The organism is Pandoraea fibrosis (assembly GCF_000807775.2).
GTDB lineage: Bacteria > Pseudomonadota > Gammaproteobacteria > Burkholderiales > Burkholderiaceae > Pandoraea > Pandoraea fibrosis.
This window is the reverse complement of record NZ_CP047385.1, coordinates 3826448-3850319: the sequence shown is the minus strand read 5'-3', so window position 1 is coordinate 3850319 and position 23872 is coordinate 3826448. Positions and strand designations below refer to the sequence as shown.

Below are 23872 nucleotides of genomic sequence, written 5' to 3'. Positions count from 1 at the left end.
AGCAGCGCTAGCCAATCAGCTACGCGCAAGAATATAAACACCAACCAGAATGATGCCGATCGCGACGAGGCGCTGCATCGACAGCGTTTCGCCAAACAGGTACCAGGCAGCGAACGCGTTCACGACATAACCGAGCGAGAGCATCGGATACGCGATCGAGACTTCGACACGCGAGAGCGCCAGAATCCAGACCACCACACTGATGGCATAGCAAACCAGCCCGCCCATGATCGGCAGTTGCGTGGCGAGCTTGATGCCGATCGGCACGATATTGGCGCGCGTGAATTCGAGCGCGCCGATGGAGCCGGCGCCGGCCTTGAGCAACAATTGGGCGCAAGCATTGAGCAGCACGCCCGTGAGAATAAGGGAAAACGTAGCGAGATTCATGGAACGTTTGTGAACGTTTGTGAATAATGATGAACGTTGCAAATTGGCTGGCGCTTAGCGCTTGGCGATGCCAGGCTGCCAGCCTCGTATGACTGCCCGTATTGCAGCCGCTTCCGACGCGAATGATCGGGGAAACGGGCCGATCGACCGGCCAAACGCGCTATTTTACGTTGTCTTCTGGCTGCGGTTTCGAGATTACGACCCGGCGACTGTCACGCGCGATGATCCGCATCGGCAGATGCTGGGCTTCGAGCTGACCGAACGTGCCTGGGTCGACCAGCGCGAGGGCTTTGGGGTCGGCCCGCCAGCGGGCGTAGAAGTCGTCGAGCGTTGGCACCCATTTCTGGGGCTCCTGCTTTACGCCGAAGTCGAGTTCGTCCGGGTGCTGCACCATGATCATCGTGTGACCGAGGTAGTACGGCATGGTGTGGTCGAGCACGTTCACGGAATAGAACGGCACATTCGGCCCGAGACGTTGCATTTCCGCCTTGATGGCCGGCACGAGCAGCACGCCCGAGCTTTGGCGACCGAACACTTCGTGCCCCAGACCGCCGACGGTCACGAACAGCAGCATGGCGCCGGCGAACGTGAGCAGGGCGCGGCGCGCGCTGTGACGCGCCAGCCGCCACGCCACCAGTGTTCCCACAAGGCCGATGCCAAGCGCGAAGTACAGCCAGATCTGGAAGGCCTTGTACAACTCGTTCGGGTTGCGCACGCTGCCTGCGCGTCCCACGAAAATGGCCACCATGACAAGCGCGGCGATCAGGAAAATTGCATAACCCGCCATGTGCAGGCGCACCGTTTCACGTCGCAACTGCGCCAGATACAGGCCAAAGAGCAGGGCCATGGCCGGCGCAATGGGCAGCAGATACGAAATCAGCTTCGAGTGCGACGCGCTGAAGAACGCAAAGATGAACAGCGACCACACCCATAGCATGAGCGCAGGGGCAAAGCCGTTGGGCTGACGCGGCATGCGCAGCGTGGCGCGCACGGTTCCGGGCAGCACCGACAACCAGGGCAGGAAGCCGACGATGAACACGGGCACGAAATACCATGGTGCGCCATCGCGGTTGTGGCCCTCCATCGCGAAGCGGCGGAAGTGCTCGTTAATGAAGAAGAAGTCGAAGAATTCCGGGTTGTGGATCTGAACGAGCACGAACCAGGGCGCGGCGATCGCGAAGAAGACGATCAGGCCGCTGCCGAGATACAGGCGGCGCCATAGTGCCCAGTCACGCGCGACGAACGTGTAGATCACGAGCACGCCGCCCGGCAGCACGATGCCGACCAGCCCCTTGCTCAGGACGGCGAGCGCCATGGCGGCCCAGCACAGCCACATCCAGCCACGCACGGCAGGGCGCGCGAGGCCCGGTCGCTGGGCGAGCAGCAGCGCGCACAACGAGAGTCCCATGAAGAACGACAGGCCCATGTCGAGCACGTTGAAGTGCCCGAGCAGCGACCACAGCGGTGCGCTGGCCAGCGCTGCGGCGGCGAACAGGCCGACACGGGCGTTGAACACCCTGCGGCCGGTGTAGCCGACCATCAACACGCCTGCGAAGCCGGTCAGTGCCGTCCACAGTCGCGCTTGCCATTCGCCGAGCCCGAAGGCGGCGAATGTGAGCGCATTCATCCAGGTTTGTAGCGGCGGTTTCTCGAAATACTTGTAACCGTTGTAGCGCGGCGTGATCCAGTCGCCCGTGACCCACATTTCGCGCGCCATTTCCGCATAGCGACCTTCGTCGCTCGCAATCAGATGGCGGTAGTCGAGAAAGCCGAACCACACGAGCGCGAACGCCACGAGGAGCAGCCAGAAAGCGGTGGGGGACAGCGGATAAGACGAAGACGGTGCGTCGGACGCGTTGGGCGTGGACAGCGGCGGCGGAGCAAGCGGTTCGGCGGCCGGCAGGCCGGAGGCGAGCGGGCGGCGGCTCACTCAGCCGCCTCGGACTCGATGAGTACGGCGAGCACGACGCGGCGCCCTTCGCTCATCAGAATGTTGTAAGTGCGGCAGGCTGCTTGCGTGTCCATCGAGTCCACGCCGATGCGGGTGCCGGTGAGCGTGCTGGTCAGCCGTGGGTGGGCGAAGCGCAGGCGGGCGCCACTGCCGAAGATGACGACCTCGGGGTCGAGGGCGCGCAGCATTTCGAAATGGGACGGCTCGATCGCGTCGAAACGCGACACCGGCCAGGCCTGAATCTCGCCCTCCGGCGCAATGATCACGCTTTGTTCGTGACGAACCTTGTTCACCTCGACGTAGCCGGGGCCATAGCCGGTGACAGTGTTCAATGCTTGCGACGGGTCTTGATGCAGTTTCACTTTCGAAAGATTCCCTACCCAGGGGTTACCGAATGGTCAGGCAGTGGTCAGCGAGCGTTGGCGGGCCACGCAACGGCCGGGCATCTTGCCTCGCGTGGCGCAAACCGTCAATGATGCATTGCCGAACTCTGTCATAATTGGCTAAATTATAGCTTTTTGCCGTATGCAGCACGGCAAAACCGTTGCAGTGCGGCATTTGCCACGCCGAAACCGGGGGAAAGCGGTGTCATGTGCGCTTCGCGCACACCGCCGGACCGCCAGTTCGCCGTGCGTCCCGCCTGCTGCCGGTCCTTCCGGACCCTGCGCCGCCCGCCAAGACCACAACCGCCGTGAAACCGATCCTCAAATCGCAGAAATTGCAGAATGTCTGTTACGACATTCGTGGGCCCGTGCTCGAACATGCCAAGCGCATGGAAGACGAAGGTCATCGCATCATCAAGCTGAACATCGGCAATCTGGCGCCGTTCGGCTTCGAGCCGCCCGACGAGATCGTGCAGGACATGATCCGCAATCTGCCGAACTCGGCCGGTTATTCGGATTCGCGGGGCGTGTTTGCGGCGCGCAAGGCGATCATGCACTACTGCCAGCAAAAGCGCATCAACGACGTGCAGCTCGACGACATCTACCTCGGCAATGGGGCGTCGGAGCTGATCGTGATGGCCATGCAGGCGTTGCTCAACGATGGCGACGAAGTGCTTGTGCCGGCCCCCGACTATCCGCTCTGGACTGCGGCGGTCAGCCTGTCGGGCGGCACGCCGGTGCATTACGTTTGTGACGAACAGGCCGACTGGCAACCCGATCTGGCGGACATTCGCAAGAAGATCACGCCGAACACGCGCGCCATCGTCATCATCAACCCGAACAACCCGACCGGCGCGCTGTATTCGGACGAACTCCTGAAGGACATCGTCGCGCTGGCCCGCGAACACAAGCTCATCATTTACGCCGACGAGATCTACGACAAGATCATCTATGACGGCGAAGAGCACACCTCGATCGGCTCGCTCTCCGAAGACGTGCTGACCATTACGTTCAACGGCCTGTCCAAGAGCTACCGCGCGTGCGGCTACCGCGCGGGCTGGATGGTCGTGTCGGGCGACAAGAAGCCGGCGCGCGACTACATCGAAGGGCTGAACATTCTCGCCTCGATGCGTCTGTGCCCGAACGTGCCGGGCCAGTACGCCATTCAGACGGCGCTGGGCGGCTACCAGAGCATCAAGGACCTGATCGTGCCGGGCGGACGCCTGTACGAGCAGCGCGAGATCGCCCACCGCATGCTCACCGACATTCCCGGGGTGACCTGTGTGAAGCCGAAGGCGGCGCTGTATCTGTTCCCGCGTCTCGATCCTGCGGTGTATCCCATCGCCAACGATCAGGAGTTCATCCTCCAGTTGCTGCTCGAAGAGAAGGTCCTGCTGGTGCAGGGCAGCGGCTTCAACTGGATGCATCCCGACCATTTCCGCGTAGTGTTCCTGCCTCACGAGGGCGACCTGGAAGACGCCATCAGTCGCATTGCCCGCTTCCTGGACGGTTATCGCCGTCGCCACGGCAAGTGATGCGCGCCAACCGATTTCGACTTTTGAGTAAAACTGCATGAAACCGATCAAATTGGGCCTGCTCGGCCTTGGCACGGTAGGCTTCGGTGCCTTCCAGGTACTGGCTCGCAACCAGGAAGAAATTCAACGTCGTGCTGGCCGGGGGATCGAGATTACGAAGGTCGCGGTGCGCAATGTCGAACGCGCCCGCGGTCTCGTCGGCCACGCCGCCATCGTGACGGGCGATCCGTTTGAAGTGGTCAACGACCCGGACATCGACGTCGTGGTCGAGACCATCGGCGGTTACGACCTCACCAAGGAACTGGTGCTCAAGGCGATCGAGAACGGCAAGCACGTGGTCACGGCCAACAAGGCGCTGCTGGCCGTCTACGGCAACGAGATCTTCGCTGCGGCACGCAAGGCCAACGTCATGGTTGCCTTCGAAGCGGCCGTCGCCGGCGGTATTCCGATCATCAAGGCGCTGCGCGAAGGTCTGACCGCCAACCGCATTCAATGGATCGCCGGCATCATCAACGGCACCACGAACTTCATTCTCTCGGAGATGCGCGACAAGGGCATCGACTTCGACGTGGCGCTCGCCGATGCACAGCGCCTGGGCTATGCCGAGGCCGATCCGACGTTCGACATCGAAGGGGTGGACGCCGCGCACAAGCTCACGCTCATGAGTGCGATTGCGTTCGGCGTGCCGGTGCAATTCGATCGCGCGTACATCGAAGGCATCACCAAGCTGTCGGCCCTCGATATCAAGTATGCGGAAGAGCTGGGCTACCGCATCAAGCTGCTGGGCATCACGCGTCACGTAGAAGCCGGCATCGAACTGCGCGTGCATCCGACGCTGATCCCGGCCAAGCGCCTCATCGCCAACGTGGAAGGCGCCATGAACGCCGTGCTGGTGCAGGGCGACGCCGTCGGGGCCACGCTGTATTACGGCAAGGGCGCGGGCGCCGAGCCGACCGCGTCGGCCGTGGTGGCCGATATCGTCGACGTGACGCGTCTGCAAACCGCCGATCCGGAACATCGCGTGCCGCATCTGGCCTTCCAGCACGACGCGCTGTCGAATACGCCGGTATTGCCGATCGACGAAGTCACCACGAGCTACTACCTGCGTCTGCGCGTGGTCGACCGTGCGGGCGTCATGGCGGCGCTCACGCGCATCCTCGCCGATCTGGACATCTCCATCGACGCCTTGCTGCAAAAGGAATCGCGCGAAGGCGAGCACCAGACCGACATCATCATCCTGACGCACCAGACCCAGGAGAAGCACATCAATTCGGCCATCGCCAAGATCGAGGCGATGGAGACGGTGCTCTCGAAGGTCACGCGCATCCGTATGGAGGCGTTGAGCTGAGCGCCCCGGCGTCAGCTTCCGGCCACACGAACCGATACGACAGGACACGATCCCCATGAAATACATCTCCACGCGCGGCGCAGGCCTGAACTCGGGCGAACCGCAATCGTTCTCCAGCATCCTGCTTGGCGGTCTGGCGCCGGACGGCGGTTTGTATCTGCCGACGGAGTACCCGCAGGTAACGGCTGAAGAACTGCGCGCCTGGCGCCAATTGTCTTACGCCGAGCTGGCCGCCAAGGTGCTGGCCAAGTTTGCGGGCGATATTCCGGCCGAAATTCTGGCCGATCTGACCAAGCGCACGTACACCGCCGAGGTGTACCGCAACGTGCGCCCGGGCGAGGACGCCGCCGACATTACGCCGCTGCTGCCGTTGGGCGTCGAGAAGGACACGCAGCTCTCGCTGCTGGCACTCTCGAACGGTCCGACGCTCGCGTTCAAGGACATGGCCATGCAGTTGCTGGGCAACCTGTTCGAATACGCACTGGCGCAACACGGCGACGCGCTCAATATTCTGGGGGCGACGTCGGGCGACACGGGCAGTGCGGCCGAGTACGCCATGCGCGGCAAAGCAGGCATTCGCGTGTTCATGCTCTCGCCGGCAGGCAAGATGAGCGCGTTCCAGACGGCGCAGATGTACAGCCTGCAAGACCCGAACATCTTCAATCTCGCGGTCGAAGGCGTGTTCGACGACGCGCAGGACATCGTCAAGGCGGTCTCGAACGATCACGCCTACAAGGCGCGCTACAAGATCGGCACGGTGAACTCGATCAACTGGGCGCGTGTCGTGGCGCAGGTCGTGTACTACTTCAAAGGTTATTTCGCGGCCACGGGCGGCAAGTCCGGTCAGGACGGCGAGGTATCGTTCACGGTGCCGTCGGGTAACTTCGGCAACGTTTGCGCAGGCCATATCGCCCGCATGATGGGGCTGCCGATCCGCAAGCTGGTTGTGGCAACGAACGAGAACGACGTGCTCGACGAGTTCTTCCGCACCGGCCGTTACCGTGTGCGCAAGTCGGCCGAAACGTTCCATACGAGCAGCCCGAGCATGGACATCTCGAAGGCGTCGAATTTCGAGCGTTTCCTGTTCGATTTGCTCGGACGCGACGCCACGGCGACGGCCGATCTGCTCTCGAAGGTCGAGCGCGAAGGCGGTTTCGATCTGTCGGGGACCGAGGCGTTCGCCCGGGTCGCGCAGTTCGGTTTCGTCTCGGGCCGCAGCACGCACGCGGATCGTGTGACGACGATTCAGGACGTGGCCAAGCGCTACGACGTGGTCATCGACACGCACACTGCCGATGGCGTGAAAGTGGCTCGCGAGGCGCTCGAACCCGGTGTGCCGATGGTGGTGCTCGAGACCGCGCAGCCGGCGAAGTTCGCCGAAACGATTCGCGAGGCATTGCATCGCGAGCCGCCGCGTCCTGCTGGCTTCGAGCAGCTCGAATCGCTGCCGCAACGCTTCGAGACCGTGCCGAACGATGTGGCACGTGTGAAAGCCTACATCGCAGAGCACACCGGTCTGTAAGCCGGCGTTAGCGCTGCCCCTGACTTTCGGGCCATTCGACATGCTGAGTACACAAGAAGCCCTCGACGCCGTGCTGGCGGCTGCCCGCCCGCTCGGCCAGAGGGAGACGGTCGACACACTCGCGGCCAACGGCCGCGTGCTGGCGGCCGACGTGATCGCCACGCTCGACGTGCCGCCCATGGACACCAGCGCCATGGATGGTTACGCCGTGCGGATCGCGGACCTGCAGGGCGAGCAGACGGTGTTGCCGGTCTCGCAACGCATCCCGGCGGGCCACGCGCCCGCGCCGCTTGCCAGTGGCACGGTGGCGCGCATCTTCACGGGCGCGCCGGTGCCGCAAGGCACCGACGCCGTCGTCATGCAGGAGCAATGCGAGGTGCGTGACGACGGTTCGGTCGTCATCCGCCATACGCCGGCCGAAGGCGAATTCGTCAATCGCCAGGGCGCGGATATCCGCCGCGACAGTGTGGTGCTCGCCGCAGGCACGCGTCTGAGTGCGCCGGCGCTGGGCTTGGCGGCGTCGGTCGGTATTGCGAAGCTGCAAGTCGCGCGTCGCCTTCGGGTGGCCGTGTTCTTTACCGGCGACGAGTTGACGATGCCCGGCGAGACATTGCGCGCGGGCAGCATCTACAACTCGAACCGTTTTGTGTTGCGTGGCCTGCTGGAGAATCTCGGCTGCGAGATGACCGATTACGGCATTGTCCCGGACAATCTGGCCGCCACGCGTGCGATCCTGCGCGACGCCGCGCGTGCCAACGACCTGATCATCACGTCCGGCGGCGTGTCGGTGGGCGAGGAGGATCATGTCAAGCCTGCGGTAGACGCCGAGGGGCGCCTGAATCTGTGGCAGATCGCGCTCAAGCCGGGCAAGCCGCTGGCCTATGGCGAAGTCAATCGCGCGAACGGCGAGACGGCGCACTTTATCGGCTTGCCGGGCAATCCGGTGTCGAGTTTCGTGACGTTCCTGCTGTTCGTGCGTCCGTTCATCCTTCGTTTGCAGGGGGGCGAGAACGTGACGCCGCGCCGCATCGCCATGCGTGCCGATTTCACGCAGACGAAGGCGGATCGTCGGAACGAGTTCCTGCGGGCGCGGATCAACGCGCAAGGCGGCCTCGACGCTTTTCCGAACCAGAGTTCGGCGGTGCTGACCTCGACCGTCTGGGGCGATGGCCTCATCGACAACCCGCCGGGCCATCGCATCGAAGCCGGGCAGACGGTGGCGTTCCTGCCGTTCTCCGACCTCCTATATTGAGAGAATGGCCCAACGCGCGTGCGACGGGCCAGCCAGACTATGCAGATCGATCTTCGCTTTTTCGCCAGCGTCCGCGAGGCGCTCAATGTCGCCGAGGAGCGCGTGGAGGTTCCGGCCGGGATTGCTACGGTGGGAGACGTGCGTCAGTGGCTGTGCGGCCGTGGCCCGGTCTGGGCCGAGACGCTCGGCGAGCAGCGCTTGCTGCGCATGGCGCTGAACCATACGATGGTGCCGGCGACCACGCGCCTGACCGAGGGCTGCGAAGTCGCGTTCTTCCCGCCCGTCACCGGCGGCTGACCCGCATTTTTTCGCCAGCGTAGCGAAACCCGATACAGGAGATCTAGTCGCCATGCCGATTCGTGTTCAGACCGAGGATTTCGACCTGTCGGAGGAGGTTCGGCAACTGCGTGCGGGCGACCTGCGCGTGGGGGCGGTGGCGAGCTTTGTCGGCACCGTGCGCGATCTGAACGACGGCAAGGACGTCTCGCGCATGACGCTCGAGCACTATCCGGGCATGACGGAGAAAGCGCTGGAGGCGATCGTCGCGCAAGCCCGTGAACGCTGGCGCCTCTTCGACGCACTGGTGATCCACCGTTACGGGGATCTGGGGCCGGGCGATCAGATCGTGCTGGTCGCCGTCACGTCCGCCCATCGAGGGGATGCCTTCGCCGCGTGCGAGTTCATCATGGACTATCTGAAGACCGAGGCGCCGTTCTGGAAGAAGGAATCGACCCCGCAGGGCGAGCGTTGGGTCGATGCACGCGAGACCGACACCGCCGCGAGAGAGCGCTGGGTGACGAACGGTTAGCCCGATTCCGCAAAAAATCCCTGATAATCCCTGATTTACCGGTTATTTTCAGTGAATGTCGGCGAATATCTTGGATGATCGTCGATTTTTCTGGTCGGCTAGTCGTGCTGCCGCGCCGGTCTTGCCTGTTTCACGCTGTCGAGTAGCGCTTTCTGCGCGGGCGGCAACGTGTACTCCCATCCGAACAGGTTCAACTGAAGGCTTTCTGCGATGCGGATGGCTGGCTCCGCAAAGGCGAACGCTGCCTGCGGTTCGAACAGCTTGTCCAGCGTATCGAAGAAGAGGGCGAGCCAGCGGCTGAAATGCTCGCCACTCAGGTGGCCGAAGGGCTGATGGGCCTGCGTCACATTGCCGCGGTATCGTTTGGCACCGAGCACGATGCTGGACCAGAACCCGACCATTTTTTCCAGATGCATGTCCCAGCGGCCTTCGAGTGCCTGCCGGAATACCGGCCCCAGCATGTCGTCGTCGCGAATCCGTCCATAGAACGTGTGCACGAGCAGACGCACGGCGTCTTCGTCGATCTCGGCGAGGCGCTTTTCGGGCCATTCGCTTGGCGTTTGGCGGGAGGTTTCAGCAGACATTGGGACGCAGGGCCAGGACGCGCGCGCTGTGCGTTTGCGAGGTTCCGGCGGAGGGATGACGCATGGTACGGCGCACTGAAAATGGCTATTATGACCTTCAAACCCGGGCGTGTCCTGCGGTTGTTTCACGCCCCCGAAGTCTTCCGCCGCGAGTCCTGAACCGGACTTCGCCCGGCCTCGCGCGAAATGTCGATCGTCGCGCTGTAATGCCCCTTGAAACCACAGGGGATTGTCCGCACATCCGATCCAGAAAGATTTCTTACCGGAGCACTCGATGCGACAAGACAAATTCACCACGCAGTTCCTGGAAGCGCTGGCTGATGCCCAAAGCATGGCAGTCGGTCGCGACCAGCAATACATCGAACCGCTGCACCTGCTCGCCGCGCTGATCGCACAACCCGAAGGCGCTGCGCGCTCGTTGCTGCAACGCGCAGGCGTGCAGGTTCAGCCACTGGCGCACGACATTGAGACGGCGATTGCGAAGCTGCCGCAGGTGCAGGGCACCGACGGCAACGTGCAGGTCAGCCGCGAACTGGCGGGCCTGCTCAATCAGGCCGACAAGGAAGCGCAGAAGCATGGCGACAGCTATATCGCCAGCGAAATGTTCCTGCTGGCGCTCGCCGACGACAAGGGCGACACGGGCAAGCTCGCCCGCGCCCGTGGCCTGACGCGTAAATCGCTGGAAGCCGCCATCGAAGGCGTGCGCGGCGGTCAACCCGTCAACAGTCAGGATGCCGAGGGACAACGCGAAGCCCTCAAGAAATACACGCTCGATCTGACCGAACGTGCCGCCCTTGGCAAGCTCGATCCGGTGATCGGCCGCGATGACGAAATTCGCCGCACGATCCAGATCCTGCAACGCCGTACCAAGAACAACCCGGTGCTCATCGGCGAGCCGGGCGTGGGCAAGACCGCCATCGTGGAAGGTCTCGCGCAGCGCATCGTCAATGGCGAAGTGCCGGAGTCGCTCAAGAACAAGCGCGTGCTCGCGCTCGACATGGCGGGTCTGCTCGCGGGCGCGAAATTCCGTGGTGAGTTCGAAGAGCGTCTGAAGAGCGTGCTTAACGACATCGCCAAGGACGAAGGCCGCACGATCCTGTTCATCGACGAGATTCACACGATGGTCGGCGCGGGGAAGGCCGAAGGCGCGATGGATGCCGGCAACATGCTCAAGCCTGCGCTCGCACGCGGCGAACTGCATTGCATCGGCGCCACGACGCTCGACGAATATCGCAAATACATCGAGAAGGATGCCGCGCTGGAGCGCCGCTTCCAGAAGGTGCTCGTCGAAGAGCCGAGCGTCGAGGCGACCATCGCGATTCTGCGCGGCCTGCAGGAGAAGTACGAACTGCACCATGGCGTGGAGATCACCGACCCGGCGATCGTGGCGGCGGCCGAACTCAGCCAGCGCTATATCACCGACCGGTTCCTGCCGGACAAGGCCATCGATCTGATCGATGAGGCGGCGTCGAAGATCAAGATGGAAATCGATTCGAAGCCGGAAGTGATGGACAAGCTCGATCGTCGTCTGATCCAGTTGAAGATCGAGCGCGAGGCCGTCAAGAAGGAAACCGACGAAGCGTCGCAGAAGCGTCTGGCGCTGATCGAGGAAGAGATCTCGCGTCTGGAGCGCGAGTACGCCGACCTCGAAGAAGTCTGGACGGCCGAGAAGGCTGCCGTGCAGGGCAGCGCTCAGGTCAAGGAAGAGATCGACCGTGTGCGTGCCGAGATCACGAAGCTGCAACGCGAGGGCAAGCTCGACAAGGTTGCCGAGTTGCAATACGGCAAACTGCCGCAACTCGAAGCGCAGTTGAAGGACGCCGACGCGGCAGAAGCGGCGGGCCAGCAGGCACACCCGCGCCTGTTGCGCACGCAGGTCGGCACGGAAGAAATTGCCGAAGTCATCTCGCGCGCCACGGGCATTCCGGTCTCGAAGATGATGCAGGGCGAGCGCGAAAAGTTGCTCAACATGGAAGCCAAACTGCACGAACGCGTGGTGGGGCAGGACGAGGCGATCACCGCCGTAGCCGACGCCATCCGCCGTTCGCGTGCCGGCCTCTCGGACCCGAACCGTCCGTATGGATCGTTCCTGTTCCTTGGGCCGACCGGTGTGGGCAAGACGGAGCTTTGCAAGGCGCTGGCGATGTTCTTGTTCGATTCGGAGGATCACCTCATCCGTATCGACATGAGCGAGTTCATGGAGAAGCACAGCGTGGCGCGTCTGATTGGTGCGCCTCCGGGGTATGTCGGCTACGAAGAGGGCGGCTATCTGACGGAAGCCGTGCGTCGCAAGCCGTACAGCGTGATCCTGCTCGACGAAGTCGAAAAGGCGCATCCGGATGTGTTCAACGTGCTGCTGCAAGTGCTTGACGACGGGCGGATGACCGACGGTCAGGGCCGTACCGTGGACTTCAAGAACACGGTGATCGTGATGACGTCGAACCTTGGGTCGTCGATGATTCAGTCGATGGTCGGCGAGCCGCAGGAGCGGATCAAGGATGCCGTATGGACGGAAATCAAGGATCACTTCCGTCCGGAGTTCCTGAACCGGATCGACGAAGTCGTGGTGTTCCACGGGCTTGATCAGAAGCACATCGAGTCGATTGCCACGATCCAGATCGAGATCCTGCGTCAACGTCTGGCGAAACTCGACATGACGCTCGAGGTCAGCAAGGCGGCGCTCATGCACGTGGCGCGCGAGGGCTTCGACCCGGTGTTTGGCGCGCGACCACTCAAGCGAGCGATCCAGCAGGAGATCGAGAACCCGGTCGCCAAGCTGGTGTTGGCAGGCAAGTTCGGACCGAAGGACACCATTCCGGTCGACTGGCGCAACGGGCGCTTCACCTTCGAGGGCGAGAGCGCTCAGCAGGTGAGCAGCGAGACCGAAGCCGCGGCCGGGTAAGCCTGAGCAGGACGAGCCCGATAGATCCCCGCGTTCCGAGAGGAGCGCGGGGATTTTTTTGTCTATTTTTTTGCGCGTGACACGTCGCATCGTCGTGTCACAATCGTCGGCGAAAATGCGCGACCGTAGCGCGTCGCCGTGCACTGCGCCGGTTGGTCGCCCGATGCGTCTCGACAGCCATTCACGCTACAAGGCTGCCGTTAGCGGCGTGTCGACGCCATTCGTCGCAAGTTGGCTGCGAGGATCGGGACAGGTTTTTATCGTAGCGCCATGATCCATTGTCAACGAGGATGTCATGGCGACGATTGTGGGAATGCATCTGGCGGCGGCGGTCGCGGCCGTGCTGCTGGGCGCCGGAATTTTGTTCATGCGACGCGGTACATCACGGCATCGGTGGTTCGGCCGGTTGTGGGTGACGGCAATGGCCGCGACGGCGGCAACGAGCTTTGGCATTCGCGAACTCGACGCGGGCCATCTGTCGTGGCTGCATGCGCTTTCGGCCTACGTGCTGGTCAGTCTGGTGCTGGCGGTGGTGGCGATCCGCCGCGGGCACGTGAGCGCACATCGCCGGCAGATGCTGGGCCTTTATACCGGACTGGTGATTGCCGGAGCAGCGGCGGTCTGGCTGCCCGGACGAGTGCTCAACAGCACGTTGGCGCAGATGTGGCACCATGAGGCCGTCGTGGCGCCGGGGGATACGAGTGCCGGGCTTGCCGCGCAAGGCCGGGTAGTGCCGGTCTCGCGGGAGGACGGGCGTCGCCACGATCGCGACAGACAAGTCGGGGCACCAAAATCAATGCAAAGCGCGCCGCCAGCCGAGTCGGGCTCGCTCGCCATGACAGGCGGTGCAGGCGCATGAAACGCACGTCGATAATGAGACAACCGCAATCCGTCGAGACCGTACACGCGAGCCCCGTCAAAGTGACACGCGGCCTGTGGCAGACGTTTTTTCGCGAACTCGTGGGCATCGTGCTTTTCAACACTGCCATCGCCCTGATGCTCTTTTTCATCGGCTTTGGCGGGACCTTCTTCCAGAACCTCGTTTTCAGTCAGTGCATTGGCATCTCCATCGCCCTGTTTGTCGACGGTGGACGGCGCGCGATCTGGCGCGACGGTGCACCCGCGATGGTGCCGTTCCTGCTGCTCGTGGCGTTGGGCTGCGCGGCCGGGCTCGTGCTGGGCATCGCCATCGGTACCGCGCTGCTGGGGTTGCCGATTTCGATGTGGCGGCCGTTGAACGGCCACTCGCTGCCCATTGCGCTGCTCATCGCGTTGCTGGCCACCGGCATTGGCACGTATCACGGCTGGTCGCGTGCGCGGCTGTCGCAACTGCGTGAGGCCACGGCACAGCAGGCGTTGCGTGAGGCGGCGGCGGAAAAGGAACTCGTGCACGCGCAACTACAAACGTTGCAGGCACAACTGGAACCCCACTTTCTGTTCAACGTGCTCGCCAATCTCGACTCGCTCATTGCAAGCGATCCGGCGCGTGCGCGCACGTTGCTCGGGCATCTCAACCGGTTCTTGCGCGCATCGCTCGCGGCCACGCGCGCAGATGTCACGACGTTGGCCGACGAATTCGCCTTGCTCGAAGCCTTGATGTCGATCCAGCAGGTGCGCTTTGCCGAACGGCTGCGTTATTCGTTCGACCTGCCAGAGGATTGCCGCGCCTTGCAGGTGCCGCCCATGCTTGTGCAACCGCTCGTCGAGAATGCCGTGAAGCATGGCGTCGAGCCGCTCGCCCTCGGGGCCGCCGTGGAGGTCAGCGCGCGGCGCGAGCGCTCGGCCGACGGTGCGTGGCAACTCGTGCTGCGCGTGACGGACGACGGCGCTGGGTTTTGCGCTGTGATGGAGCGCGACGCACAAGCGCCCGCAGGTGGCGTCGGCCTGACGAATATTCGGGAGCGCCTGCGGGTGCTCTATGGCGACACCGCACGGCTCACGCTCACCGAGGGCGTGCCGCGAGGTGTCGTCGCGACATTGCGCTTGCCCCTGGCGTCGACCGGGTCCAGGCCGCATACGTCGACAACGGCATCGGTTTCTAGTCCCAGAGAGTGGAGTGCATGACATCCCCCGTCGCCCTAATTGCCGAAGACGAACCGTTGCTCGCCGATGCGCTGCGCACCCTGCTCGCGCAGGCGTGGCCCGCGTTGACGATCCTCCCCGTGGCGCCGGACGGGATGTCGGCGATTGCCGCCATCGCACAGGCGCAGCCCGATGTCGTGTTTCTCGACATCTCGATGCCCGGTGCGACTGGACTCGACGTCGCGCGCGCCTGTGCGCGATTGGCCCGGCCGCCGCAGATCGTATTCGTCACGGCGTTCGACCGCTTCGCGCTCGATGCCTTCGACGCGGCCGCCGTCGACTATCTGCTCAAGCCGGTGGAGCCCGATCGTCTGGCACGAACGGTGGCGCGTGTGCGTGAACGGCTGGCCGCACCCGATGGCAGCACGCTCTCGCAATTGCTCGCGACGTTGCAGTCACATCTGGAGTCGGGGGCAGTGTCGAATCGGCAAGATGCAGCGCAGGCACCAGGCACGCCATCCGGCGCATCCACCTCATCCGCTTCAGTGGCCACGGATCCCCGTGAGTACCTGCGTTTCGTCCGGGCATCGGTGCGTGACGAGATTCGTATCGTTCCTGTCGAGGATGTGTGCTTTTTCGAGGCTGCCGACAAGTATGTCGTGGTAGCGACGACCGACGGCGATCTGCTCATCCGCACGAGTCTGCGCGAACTGATGCCGCAACTCGATCCGTCGCGCTTCTGGCAGGTGCACCGCAGTACGGTGGTCAACGTGGCCGAAGTCGTGAGCGCGCAGCACACCCCGTTAGGCCGTCTTACGCTCAAGCTCAAACGTCGCAAGGATCGGGTGGCGGTCAGCCGTCAGTACGCTCACCTGTTCCGGCAGATGTAGTGCCGGGCGCGGTGGCGAAGAACTCGCTGGGCGTGCGGCCGAAGGTGCGTTTGAACATCGCGGAAAACGCACTCTGGCTTCGATAGCCCAATTCCCGGGCAATGCGGGCCAGCGGATAGCCCTTCGACGCGAGCGGAATCGCCTGCACCAGCACGACCTGTTGACGCCACTGCACGAAGCTCATGTTGAGCTCTTGCCGGAACAGCCGTCCGATGGTGCGCGGGCTGGCGCCTGCATAGCGAGCCCATTGATCGAGTGTCCAGGCGCGTGCCGGGTCGGCGAGCATCGCATTGCAGAGGGTCAGCAGCCGTTTGTCGTGCGGTAGCGGTACCTCCAGCGGCAGTGGCGACGCTCGGCGCAATTCGTCGAGGATCAGGCCACCGAGGAGTTGTTCGCGAGGCGTGTCCAGCGCTTCCTTGGGCACGTCGATGGCCGCGATCAACTCGCGCAGCAACGGCGACACCTCCACGACCCGACAATGATCCAGCCCGGCCGGAATGACCTCGGGATGGACGTAGAGGGTGCGAAGGTACGAGGGTTCGTTGACTTGCAGGCTGTGCACGACATTCGGCGGAATCCAGATCGCACGTGACGGCGGAACGATCCATGCCGCATCGGCAACCGCAATCTGAATCACGCCTCGAGGGGTGTACGCGACCTGTGCCCAGGCATGCTGATGGTCCGGCACGCGGGTGCCGTCGCCCAACGGCCGGGCGCGCAGCCGCACCGGACGCTCCCGAGTCGGCATGTACCCCGCCGGCAGGACATAAGGGTCGGGTTCGGCCTGTGGCACCGTCCCCAATGAATCGGGCAGCACGGGCGGGAGGTTGGGCATGGCGTAGTTGCGACAATTTGAGATGCATGAGTGTAAATCAGCCGCGTCGCCTCGGCAGCCGCGTCGGTGGGCCGCAGGCGAAGGAAGAGGGCGCGTGTGTTGGGGCGCGTCACAGCTTTCCGTCCGGCAAAGGCGCTATGATCGCTGGCAGTACGTGAAGGCATGTCGCCGTGCAGAGCGTTGCAGGCGAGCGGCATTTCCCCCAATTCTCCGGCGTTGGCATGGCCCCAATGTCCGCGATTTCCGATCGGAATGTTTGTGATGACAACGGCTACGCGCGATTTGCAAGACGCCCATGACACGCCCGACGAGGCGATCCACGTTTTTGTCTACGGCACGCTGCGTGCCGGCGAGATCAACGACCTGATGCATGCCGCCGCGCGTCACGGCATTGCGCCGCCGGCTTATGTGGGCTCGGCGTCGCTCGGCGGACGACTCTATGATTTCGGACACTATCCGGGCATGGTGCTCGACGCGGCAGGCAGCGGCGTGACGGGGGACATCTACCGGATCCCGGCCGCACTGATTCCCGTGCTCGACGAGATCGAAGCGGTTTATCCGGGGGAGGCGGGGTTGTTCGTGCGAGAGATGCACGACGTCGCCTGCAATGGCGCGACTTACACGTGCATCGTGTATCCGGTGAGCGAGTCGGCCGTCGCCCAGTTGCCGCAGATCCCTGCTGGCGACTGGGTCGCTTATCGCCGCGAGCGCGACACCAGCGAGGCGTGAGCCGGGGTGCGGCAAATCGCGTGGGCAATCGCGTTGGTTATCGGCCCAGTCGGCTGAAACGGGCGATTCGACCCAGCGTAAGCCGCCGGCATATCGACCAGTGAAAGCCGAAGGGATTCAGTGACGTCCCGATGTCGTAATGATCGATGCCGTCGGTCCGCTTGAGTAGACGTGCGAGACCGATCGTGAGCGGCAGCACGAGCCATTGCAGTGCACACTTGAATACGAACTCGAGTCCGGCCATGCGGGCCATCGCGTCGATGTCGAGCACATAGGCGAACGCCACCCCCACAAACACGACCGAGTCGAGCATGGCGGCAAGCGCGCTGCCCGCCATGAGGCGAAGGCTGGCCAGCCTGCCATGCATTGCCACTTTCATGCGGGCAAGCGTGGCCGCATTCGCGAACTCACCCACGAGGCACGCGCTGACCGACGCGACGAACATGTGGGCAATCGCCTCGAACCAGTGACGTTGTACCTCATCGGTAAAGCCCGTTTGCGCCGCCCAGGCCGCTTCGGTTGGCAGCCACGACATTAGCCAGAGAAACCCGATCATCACCAGATTGGTCGCAAGGCCGCTCCAGATCACAATGCGGCTGAGGCGATAGCCATAGACCTCCGTCAGTACCGAAGAGAACAGATACGCGAAGGGAAAACTGATCAGCGCGGCGGAAAACGTCAACCGGAAGGGCTCCTCTGTCTCCATCCACGGCAGCGTGACTTCGCACACGCGCGCGCCGAGCGCGTTCGAGATCAGCAAGAAGCTCACGAACGCGATGGCAAGCACGATCACCGACGGCGTGATGCGTGTGGCCTGACGTGACGGGCTGGCGGCAGGGGATAGCGGGGAAGCAGCGGTATCGATCATTGGCGGACGGTGCGAATGTTGGTGATGGCAATGGCATGCGTCGAGCGCACGGGGTTGATATCGATGCCGTGACGTCGTGTGAATCGCGCGCCTACGGCCAGCCGGGACGGGGCACACTGCGCGAGCACGTCGGCGAAGAGCGTCTCCACACATTGCTCGATGAACATCGCGCTGTCGCGATACGACAGCACGTAGGCCAGCAGTGCCTGACGGCAGATCGGTGCGCCTGTGTAGTCGAACCAGACAGTGCCGTAGTCGACGCCATTCGTCAGCGGACATCGCACACTCAACAGATCGGAGGTCAGGCATTCGCGGATGGGCGACACGAGAGCAGTATCGGCATTGGCATCGCTGGCATGACGCAGCAGGTTCGCCTGCACGCCGCCGCGCACCACGCTGACCGGCTCGAGATCGAGACTCTCCGCCCCCGGATCGCGCGCGGCGGTTGCGCGCACGGCTTGCCTGACGGGTGTCGTGCGCACGAGAACGTAGGCGTGCAGACCGCGCGAAAGCTCGCCTGCCACATGCGCCTCAAGGGCATCGGTCGACTCGAAGCACCGGTCGCGCAACGTGAGGAAATAGCGATGCGCGTCCGACATCTCCAACGTATAAGGCGAGTCGCAGGGAATCACGAGTTCCACGACGGCGATCTGGGGCCGCTCGTGCATGTCGAGCCACGCGACTTCGTAGTGATTCCATAAGTCATAGCCGCGCGGCGTGACAATGGGTGTGCCCGTTGGCGGGGGTGTTCGATGCGCGAAGCGCGTGCGAGGCATCGGATGGAGGCCGTTGTCCAGACTAGCCGGCGACGTGCAGGAGAGGGGATGCGCATCCGGAGGCGAGGTCGGGGAATCGGCGGGCGCATCGGTGAATGCATCGGCGATCGAACTGGCACGGGAATCGTGTGGCGTCATGGGATGTGAAATCTCTGATGAGTCGATCGATCACCATATCCCGTGACGTCTCGCCTGCTCAATGCGTGGATTCTGAAAACGTGTAAGGAGGTCATCCGGTATACCGGGTGATGCGGTTTGACGAGCGCCCGGCGCGTGCGTATGCCGCCATGTCCGATTATGACCAGCGTGCCTGCGGCCATTGTGGGACGATTCACGCATTCCTACGCTATCGACGGTCACCCGTGCCGTTTCTCCGACCATGCGCTCGTCTGACATTGCCCGTTTGCTGACGCTCTCCGCCATCTGGGGCGCGAGCTTTCTTTTCATGCGCATCATCGTTCCCGCGCTCGGACCGCTTCCGACCGCTTTCCTGCGCGTCACGCTCGGTGCTGTCGGCCTGGCGGTCATCCTGCTCGCCTTGCGCGTGCGCTGGGAGTTCAAGGGGCTGCTTGGCGCGTCGATGGTGCTTGGGGTGATCAACTCGGGCATTCCATTCGTGATGTACTGCCTGGCCGCGCGCGTGCTGCCCGCCGGTTACTCCGCCATCTTCAATGCCACCACACCGATGATGGGCGTCATCATCGGCGCGCTGTTCTTCCATGACCGTCTGACAGGTGCCAAGGCGCTGGGCGTGCTGCTGGGGCTGGCGGGTGTCGCCGTGCTGACGCAGGCCGGGCCGGTCACGATGTCGGGCCCGGTGCTCATGGGCGCGCTGGCGTGTCTGGTTGCCACGTCGTGCTACGGCCTGGCGGGTTACCTCACGCGACGCTGGATCACCGAGCGCGGCGGCCTCGACGCCAAGCTCGTCGCCTTCGGCAGTCAACTGGGGGCCGCGATCGTGCTGCTGCCGTTCTTTGGGTATGTGTCGATGACGTCCGGCGTTCCCGGCCCTGCGACCGGCGGTGTCTGGGCGGCGATGGCGGCGCTCGGCTTCCTTTGCAGCGCGGTGGCCTATATGTTGTTCTTCCGCCTGATTGCCGATCTCGGCCCGCTGCGCTCGCTGACCGTGACCTTCCTCATTCCGCCGTTCGGCGTGCTGTGGGGCGCCTTGTTCCTGAACGAAGCCGTCACGATGGCTCACTTCTTCGGCGGCTGTTGCATCGCCCTTGCCGTGTGGCTCGTGTGCAAGCCGCCGAAAGCCATTCCGGCCGCGAGCGGGGCAGCGTCATGAGGTCTTGAGCGCGTCAGGGGGAAGATCGCCCCGCTTGCGACGTTCCTCGATCAAAGCCGGTCACTGCGGTTACCGGCTTTTTTCATGATGTGGAATGGCTTTGCGGTGCGTAAAAATTTGCGCTGCTTGGCACAACACGATGATTTCAGGAAGGGAAATATCGTTTCACATCAAGAAATTATTTTGTTATCTGGTTGATTTATATAAATAAAAAATATGCATTAAGCCAGTAATTCGTTCTGTTGCATTGCATGGGAAATCCCTAAACTCTTATACAAGACCTGCCGATTTGGAGACGCCGAAAGCGGTCAACCGCAGTCCCGGCGATGACAAGGCAGCAAGAGATACCCCTCTTTTATTTGTATCGAGAAACCAGGAGAGATCACCATGACGACGCGTCAAGAACAAGTGAAGCAACTCGAGCAGGACTGGGCGAACAATCCGCGTTGGGCAGGCGTCAAGCGTGGCTATTCGGCAGAAGACGTGGTCCGTCTGCGTGGCTCGATCCAACCGGAACAGACGCTGGCTCGCCGTGGTGCCGAGCGTTTGTGGACCCAGATCAATGAGCAACCGTTCGTCAACGCGCTGGGCGCCTTGACGGGCAACCAGGCCATGCAACAGGTCAAGGCCGGTCTTCAGGCCATTTACCTGTCGGGCTGGCAAGTTGCAGGCGACGCCAACCTTGCCGGCGAAATGTACCCCGACCAGTCGCTGTACCCGGCCAATTCGGTGCCGCAGGTCGTGCGTCGTATCAACAATACGTTCACGCGTGCCGACCAGATTCAATGGCAAGAAGGCAAGAACCCGGGCGATGAAGGCTATATCGACTACTTCGCGCCGATCGTGGCCGATGCCGAAGCCGGTTTCGGCGGCGTGCTCAACGCGTTCGAACTGATGAAGGCGATGATCGAGGCCGGCGCCGCAGGCGTTCACTTCGAAGATCAGCTCGCTTCGGTCAAGAAGTGCGGCCACATGGGCGGCAAGGTGCTCGTGCCGACGCGCGAAGCGGTCGCCAAGCTGGTGGCGGCTCGTCTGGCTGCCGACGTGCTCGGCGTGCCCACGGTGCTCATCGCCCGTACCGACGCCGAAGCGGCAGACCTGATCACCGCTGACGTCGACCCGATCGATCAGCCGTTCTGCACGGGCGAGCGCACTGTCGAGGGCTTCTATCGCACGCGCAATGGCCTGGATCAGGCGATCGCACGCGGTCTGGCCTACGCGCCGTTCGTCGATCTGGTGTGGTGCGAGACCGGCAAGCCGGATCTCGAATTCGCCAAGCAGTTTGCCGAAGGCATTCACAAGCACTTCCCGGGCAAGATGCTCTCGTATAACTGCTCGCCGTCGTTCAACTGGAAGAAGAACCTCGACGACGCCACCATCGCCAAGTTCCAGAAGGAACTCGGTGCGATGGGCTACAAGTTCCAGTTCATCACGCTGGCCGGTTTCCACAGCCTGAACTACTCGATGTTCAACCTGGCGCACGGCTATGCCCGCCGTCAGATGAGCGCCTTCGTGGAGTTGCAGGAAGCGGAATTCGCCGCTGCCGACAAGGGCTTTACGGCAGTCAAGCACCAGCGCGAGGTGGGTACGGGCTACTTCGATGCCGTCACGCAAACGATTGAGCGCGACGCATCGACCACGGCCCTGAAGGGTTCGACGGAGGACGAACAGTTCTTCGACGAAAAGAAGGCGCAGGTCAAGGTCGCCTGACAGGGCGAAGGGAGGGCGCGGCGCGCCCGCCAGCGACGATGCGCGTGGGGGCACATCGTCGTGGGTGGAACGTTGCCGTGTCATGACTGCGCGTCCGGCCTATCCGGTCGGGGGTTGCGCTAACGGCGGTCCCGTCGCCGTTAGCGCAGCAATGCACGCCTGAACGAGAAAAGGCCCGTGAGCTTATCCCGCTCACGGGCCTTTTTTCATGCGGTGTCGGGCGGGGACCGTCTCGGCGATCGCTCACCGATAGACAAGTACCGGAATCTTCGAGTGAACCAGCACGCGCTGTGTCTCACTGCCGAGCAACAGGCTCGTGAGACCGCGTCGTCCGTGCGAGGCCATCAGAATAACGTCGCACCCGTGCCGCTCCGCTGCGTCGATGATGCCCAGATAGGGCGCGGGGAAGGTGGAACTGTCACGGTCGAACGGCACGCCGGCGGCGGCGGCGGCTTCGGCCAGTCTGTCGAGGTGGGCGCAGGCCTCTTCGGCAATGCGCTCGCTGAAGGTGGCTGGCGCTTCGAGTACATATTCGCTGAAAGGCGAGTAGGGATATTCGGCGAGGCAACAATAGCCGGTCACTCTCGCCCCCAACGCGCGCGCCAATTCCAGCCCGCCATTGACGGCCTTTTGCGATAGCTCCGAGCCGTCGGTCGGAATGAGGATGTGGGTAAACAACATATGACCTCCCGCAGTTGGCGTTGCTGAACACGCGTTCACAGGCTCGCGCAGGTAGTACACGGTCTTGCACCCAGTCTGCTGTCCGATGATCCCGACACTCGGTTACGCATCGACATCGACATTGCCAGCAAACCCTTCGTTTCGATTCTATGGCTTTGGCGCGACGCAACAACGGGGGCAAACCCGGTAATGCCCATTCGCCAGACGCCGCGCGTCTTTCCAGTCAAGCCCAATCGTGGTGCCTCGGCATGCCGCATGCCCAATGCGCGTGCGAATGCGGCAATTTCGGTACCCCAACTGTGCGGCAAATGACCGTTTCGTCGTCCTCATCTCTAGCTGAGAGAGGGTGTACGCAATAAACGTTCCTCTATCCTCCTGCGTCGCCTTGCGGCAGATCGACGCGGTCTCAGGTGGACATTTGTGGAGTGTCGTCCTGCCAATAGGCGGCACTGCTGTAGTGATGCTTGAGATGGTCGATGAACAGGCGCACCCGCAACGGCAGATGGCGGCGTTGCGGGAACACGGCGTGAATGCCGATAGGAGGCGCGGCAAAGTCGTCAAGTACCGTCACGAGTCTGCCGGCACGAATATCGTCGCCGACCTCCCACCACGAACGCCAGGCGAGGCCATAGCCGTCCAGACACCAGTCGTGCAGCACGGCGCCGTCGGTACATTCCATATTGCCGTTCACGCGGATGGTGACGACCTTGCCGTCCTGCGCGAAAGTCCATCCGCGTTGTTGATTGGCGGTCGACCCGAAGGCGAGGCAGTTGTGAGCGGCGAGGGCGTCGAGAGAGTCGGGGCGTCCGCGCTTGGCGAGATAGGCGGGCGACGCCACGCAGACACGCCGGTTCTCGCCCAATCGCAGCGACACGAGACTTGAATCGGGCAGTTCACCCAGGCGGATAGCGCAGTCGAAGCCTTCGTTGACCAGATCGACGAGCCGGTCCGAGAGGTCGAGTGTCACCGTGACGTCGGGGTGCGATTCGATGAATACCGGCAGCAGCGGGGCGACGTGACGCCGTCCGAACCCCGCCGGTCCCGACAGCCGCAAGTGGCCGCTCGCCTTGACGCCACCCGCCGACACGGTCGCCTCGGCGTTATGCATTTCGTTGAGAATGCGTTGGCAGTCCTCGAGAAATGCCGAGCCCTCGAAGGTCAGGGTGACGCGTCGGGTCGTGCGCACGAGCAGCTTCACGCCCAGTCGGGATTCGAGAGCGTCGATGCGGCGTCCGATCACGGCTGGCGCCACCCCTTCGAGCGTCGCGGCGGCCGACAGACTTCCCTTGCCGGCAACGGCGACGAAAGTTTCGATTTGTTTAAAGCGATCCACGTCGCAGATTATGTACTAAAAAGTCAAAGATAAAGTGATCTATGCGCACTTTTATGGTGCTGGTT

The 23872-nt window shown here is 63.0% G+C and carries 22 protein-coding genes; 13 read left to right on the top strand and 9 right to left on the bottom strand.

What is annotated here, in order from left to right; all coding sequences use genetic code 11:
- Nucleotides 1-15: 15 nt before the first annotated feature.
- The 3 genes from PI93_RS16860 to PI93_RS16850 form a co-directional block, all read right to left on the bottom strand.
- Nucleotides 16-387, bottom strand: coding sequence for an SMR family transporter (locus tag PI93_RS16860; RefSeq protein ID WP_039372038.1), 372 nt, complete (start codon nt 385-387; stop codon nt 16-18).
- A 160-nt stretch (nt 388-547) separates the two neighbouring features.
- Entirely contained in the window at nt 548-2257 is a 1710-nt protein-coding gene (locus PI93_RS16855) for a glycosyltransferase family 39 protein (protein WP_039372111.1), read from the bottom strand.
- Nucleotides 2258-2313: 56 nt separating this feature from the next.
- The gene (locus tag PI93_RS16850) at nt 2314-2700 is read right to left on the bottom strand and encodes an Mth938-like domain-containing protein (protein WP_039372041.1); all 387 of its coding nucleotides are present in this window, start codon (nt 2698-2700) and stop codon (nt 2314-2316) included.
- A 329-nt stretch (nt 2701-3029) separates the two neighbouring features.
- Here PI93_RS16850 and PI93_RS16845 point away from each other — a divergent pair, with 329 nt between their 5' ends.
- Genes PI93_RS16845 through moaE form a run of 6 tightly spaced genes read left to right on the top strand, consistent with a single transcriptional unit; the run spans nt 3030 to nt 9186 of the window.
- Entirely contained in the window at nt 3030-4256 is a 1227-nt protein-coding gene (locus PI93_RS16845) for a pyridoxal phosphate-dependent aminotransferase (RefSeq protein ID WP_039372112.1), read from the top strand.
- 37 nt (nt 4257-4293) lie between these two features.
- On the top strand, nt 4294-5604 hold the full coding sequence (locus PI93_RS16840; protein ID WP_039372043.1) for a homoserine dehydrogenase: 1311 nt from the start codon (nt 4294-4296) through the stop codon (nt 5602-5604).
- Nucleotides 5605-5659: 55 nt separating this feature from the next.
- Nucleotides 5660-7126, top strand: coding sequence for a threonine synthase (thrC, locus tag PI93_RS16835; protein WP_039372045.1), 1467 nt, complete (start codon nt 5660-5662; stop codon nt 7124-7126).
- Between the two features lie 40 nt (nt 7127-7166).
- Nucleotides 7167-8378, top strand: coding sequence for a molybdopterin molybdotransferase MoeA (locus PI93_RS16830; RefSeq protein ID WP_052240754.1), 1212 nt, complete (start codon nt 7167-7169; stop codon nt 8376-8378).
- A gap of 39 nt (nt 8379-8417) precedes the next feature.
- Nucleotides 8418-8675, top strand: coding sequence for a molybdopterin converting factor subunit 1 (gene moaD, locus PI93_RS16825; protein WP_039372050.1), 258 nt, complete (start codon nt 8418-8420; stop codon nt 8673-8675).
- A gap of 52 nt (nt 8676-8727) precedes the next feature.
- Entirely contained in the window at nt 8728-9186 is a 459-nt protein-coding gene (gene moaE / locus PI93_RS16820) for a molybdopterin synthase catalytic subunit MoaE (protein ID WP_039372052.1), read from the top strand.
- 98 nt (nt 9187-9284) lie between these two features.
- Here moaE and PI93_RS16815 read toward each other — a convergent pair whose 3' ends face one another.
- Nucleotides 9285-9770 carry a group III truncated hemoglobin gene (locus tag PI93_RS16815; protein ID WP_039372054.1) on the bottom strand — a complete coding sequence of 162 codons (486 nt, stop codon included), beginning with the start codon at nt 9768-9770 and terminating at the stop codon, nt 9285-9287.
- 274 nt (nt 9771-10044) lie between these two features.
- Between PI93_RS16815 and clpB the strand changes: the two genes are divergently transcribed.
- From clpB to PI93_RS16795, 4 genes are all read left to right on the top strand, one after another.
- The gene (clpB, locus tag PI93_RS16810) at nt 10045-12672 is read left to right on the top strand and encodes an ATP-dependent chaperone ClpB (protein ID WP_039372056.1); all 2628 of its coding nucleotides are present in this window, start codon (nt 10045-10047) and stop codon (nt 12670-12672) included.
- A 295-nt stretch (nt 12673-12967) separates the two neighbouring features.
- On the top strand, nt 12968-13531 hold the full coding sequence (locus PI93_RS16805) for a DUF2306 domain-containing protein (protein ID WP_052240755.1): 564 nt from the start codon (nt 12968-12970) through the stop codon (nt 13529-13531).
- Between the two features lie 14 nt (nt 13532-13545).
- Nucleotides 13546-14736: a sensor histidine kinase gene (locus tag PI93_RS16800; protein WP_052240756.1), complete on the top strand. Its 1191-nt coding sequence runs from the start codon at nt 13546-13548 to the stop codon at nt 14734-14736.
- Nucleotides 14733-15584: a LytR/AlgR family response regulator transcription factor gene (locus tag PI93_RS16795; RefSeq protein ID WP_039372059.1), complete on the top strand. Its 852-nt coding sequence runs from the start codon at nt 14733-14735 to the stop codon at nt 15582-15584. The genes PI93_RS16800 and PI93_RS16795 overlap by 4 nt, the downstream gene beginning before the upstream one ends.
- On the opposite strand, the gene PI93_RS16790 is transcribed toward PI93_RS16795, so the two are convergent.
- On the bottom strand, nt 15547-16419 hold the full coding sequence (locus PI93_RS16790; protein ID WP_080759255.1) for an AraC family transcriptional regulator: 873 nt from the start codon (nt 16417-16419) through the stop codon (nt 15547-15549). The genes PI93_RS16795 and PI93_RS16790 overlap by 38 nt on opposite strands.
- 261 nt (nt 16420-16680) lie before the next feature.
- On the opposite strand from PI93_RS16790, the gene PI93_RS16785 reads away from it, so the two are divergent.
- Nucleotides 16681-17148 carry a gamma-glutamylcyclotransferase family protein gene (locus PI93_RS16785; protein WP_052240757.1) on the top strand — a complete coding sequence of 156 codons (468 nt, stop codon included), beginning with the start codon at nt 16681-16683 and terminating at the stop codon, nt 17146-17148.
- A gap of 37 nt (nt 17149-17185) precedes the next feature.
- Here the strand turns inward: PI93_RS16785 and PI93_RS16780 are convergent, their stop codons facing one another.
- Together PI93_RS16780 and PI93_RS16775 are read right to left on the bottom strand one after the other, a co-directional pair.
- The gene (locus PI93_RS16780; protein ID WP_039372060.1) at nt 17186-18016 is read right to left on the bottom strand and encodes a queuosine precursor transporter; all 831 of its coding nucleotides are present in this window, start codon (nt 18014-18016) and stop codon (nt 17186-17188) included.
- A complete protein-coding gene (locus PI93_RS16775) occupies nt 18013-18930 on the bottom strand; it encodes a 7-cyano-7-deazaguanine reductase (protein ID WP_052240758.1) in 918 nt (305 codons plus the stop codon). Before PI93_RS16775 ends, PI93_RS16780 begins: the two co-directional genes overlap by 4 nt.
- Nucleotides 18931-19171: 241 nt before the next feature.
- Here PI93_RS16775 and PI93_RS16770 point away from each other — a divergent pair, with 241 nt between their 5' ends.
- Together PI93_RS16770 and aceA are read left to right on the top strand one after the other, a co-directional pair.
- Nucleotides 19172-20083 carry a DMT family transporter gene (locus tag PI93_RS16770; protein WP_039372062.1) on the top strand — a complete coding sequence of 304 codons (912 nt, stop codon included), beginning with the start codon at nt 19172-19174 and terminating at the stop codon, nt 20081-20083.
- Between the two features lie 387 nt (nt 20084-20470).
- Nucleotides 20471-21793 (top strand): isocitrate lyase, encoded by a 1323-nt coding sequence (gene aceA, locus PI93_RS16765; protein ID WP_039372064.1) that lies wholly within the window; start codon nt 20471-20473, stop codon nt 21791-21793.
- Nucleotides 21794-22036: 243 nt separating this feature from the next.
- Here aceA and PI93_RS16760 read toward each other — a convergent pair whose 3' ends face one another.
- Together PI93_RS16760 and PI93_RS16755 are read right to left on the bottom strand one after the other, a co-directional pair.
- Nucleotides 22037-22471: a universal stress protein gene (locus PI93_RS16760; RefSeq protein WP_039374454.1), complete on the bottom strand. Its 435-nt coding sequence runs from the start codon at nt 22469-22471 to the stop codon at nt 22037-22039.
- 409 nt (nt 22472-22880) lie between these two features.
- The gene (locus PI93_RS16755) at nt 22881-23807 is read right to left on the bottom strand and encodes a LysR family transcriptional regulator (protein WP_039374286.1); all 927 of its coding nucleotides are present in this window, start codon (nt 23805-23807) and stop codon (nt 22881-22883) included.
- Nucleotides 23808-23872: the final 65 nt, after the last annotated feature.

Bases quoted from the DNA above. Each gene is read 5' to 3' on its own strand.
- PI93_RS16790 (WP_080759255.1), bottom strand. From the start codon at position 16,419: ATGCCCAACCTCCCGCCCGTGCTGCCCGATTCATTGGGGACGGTGCCA.
- PI93_RS16795 (WP_039372059.1), top strand. From the start codon at position 14,733: ATGACATCCCCCGTCGCCCTAATTGCCGAAGACGAACCGTTGCTCGCC.
- PI93_RS16780 (WP_039372060.1), bottom strand. From the start codon at position 18,016: ATGATCGATACCGCTGCTTCCCCGCTATCCCCTGCCGCCAGCCCGTCA.
- PI93_RS16770 (WP_039372062.1), top strand. From the start codon at position 19,172: ATGCGCTCGTCTGACATTGCCCGTTTGCTGACGCTCTCCGCCATCTGG.
- moaD (WP_039372050.1), top strand. From the start codon at position 8,418: ATGCAGATCGATCTTCGCTTTTTCGCCAGCGTCCGCGAGGCGCTCAAT.
- PI93_RS16830 (WP_052240754.1), top strand. From the start codon at position 7,167: ATGCTGAGTACACAAGAAGCCCTCGACGCCGTGCTGGCGGCTGCCCGC.
- thrC (WP_039372045.1), top strand. From the start codon at position 5,660: ATGAAATACATCTCCACGCGCGGCGCAGGCCTGAACTCGGGCGAACCG.
- PI93_RS16860 (WP_039372038.1), bottom strand. From the start codon at position 387: ATGAATCTCGCTACGTTTTCCCTTATTCTCACGGGCGTGCTGCTCAAT.
- PI93_RS16800 (WP_052240756.1), top strand. From the start codon at position 13,546: ATGAGACAACCGCAATCCGTCGAGACCGTACACGCGAGCCCCGTCAAA.
- PI93_RS16775 (WP_052240758.1), bottom strand. From the start codon at position 18,930: ATGACGCCACACGATTCCCGTGCCAGTTCGATCGCCGATGCATTCACC.
- moaE (WP_039372052.1), top strand. From the start codon at position 8,728: ATGCCGATTCGTGTTCAGACCGAGGATTTCGACCTGTCGGAGGAGGTT.
- PI93_RS16805 (WP_052240755.1), top strand. From the start codon at position 12,968: ATGGCGACGATTGTGGGAATGCATCTGGCGGCGGCGGTCGCGGCCGTG.
- PI93_RS16785 (WP_052240757.1), top strand. From the start codon at position 16,681: ATGACAACGGCTACGCGCGATTTGCAAGACGCCCATGACACGCCCGAC.
- clpB (WP_039372056.1), top strand. From the start codon at position 10,045: ATGCGACAAGACAAATTCACCACGCAGTTCCTGGAAGCGCTGGCTGAT.
- PI93_RS16815 (WP_039372054.1), bottom strand. From the start codon at position 9,770: ATGTCTGCTGAAACCTCCCGCCAAACGCCAAGCGAATGGCCCGAAAAG.
- PI93_RS16840 (WP_039372043.1), top strand. From the start codon at position 4,294: ATGAAACCGATCAAATTGGGCCTGCTCGGCCTTGGCACGGTAGGCTTC.
- aceA (WP_039372064.1), top strand. From the start codon at position 20,471: ATGACGACGCGTCAAGAACAAGTGAAGCAACTCGAGCAGGACTGGGCG.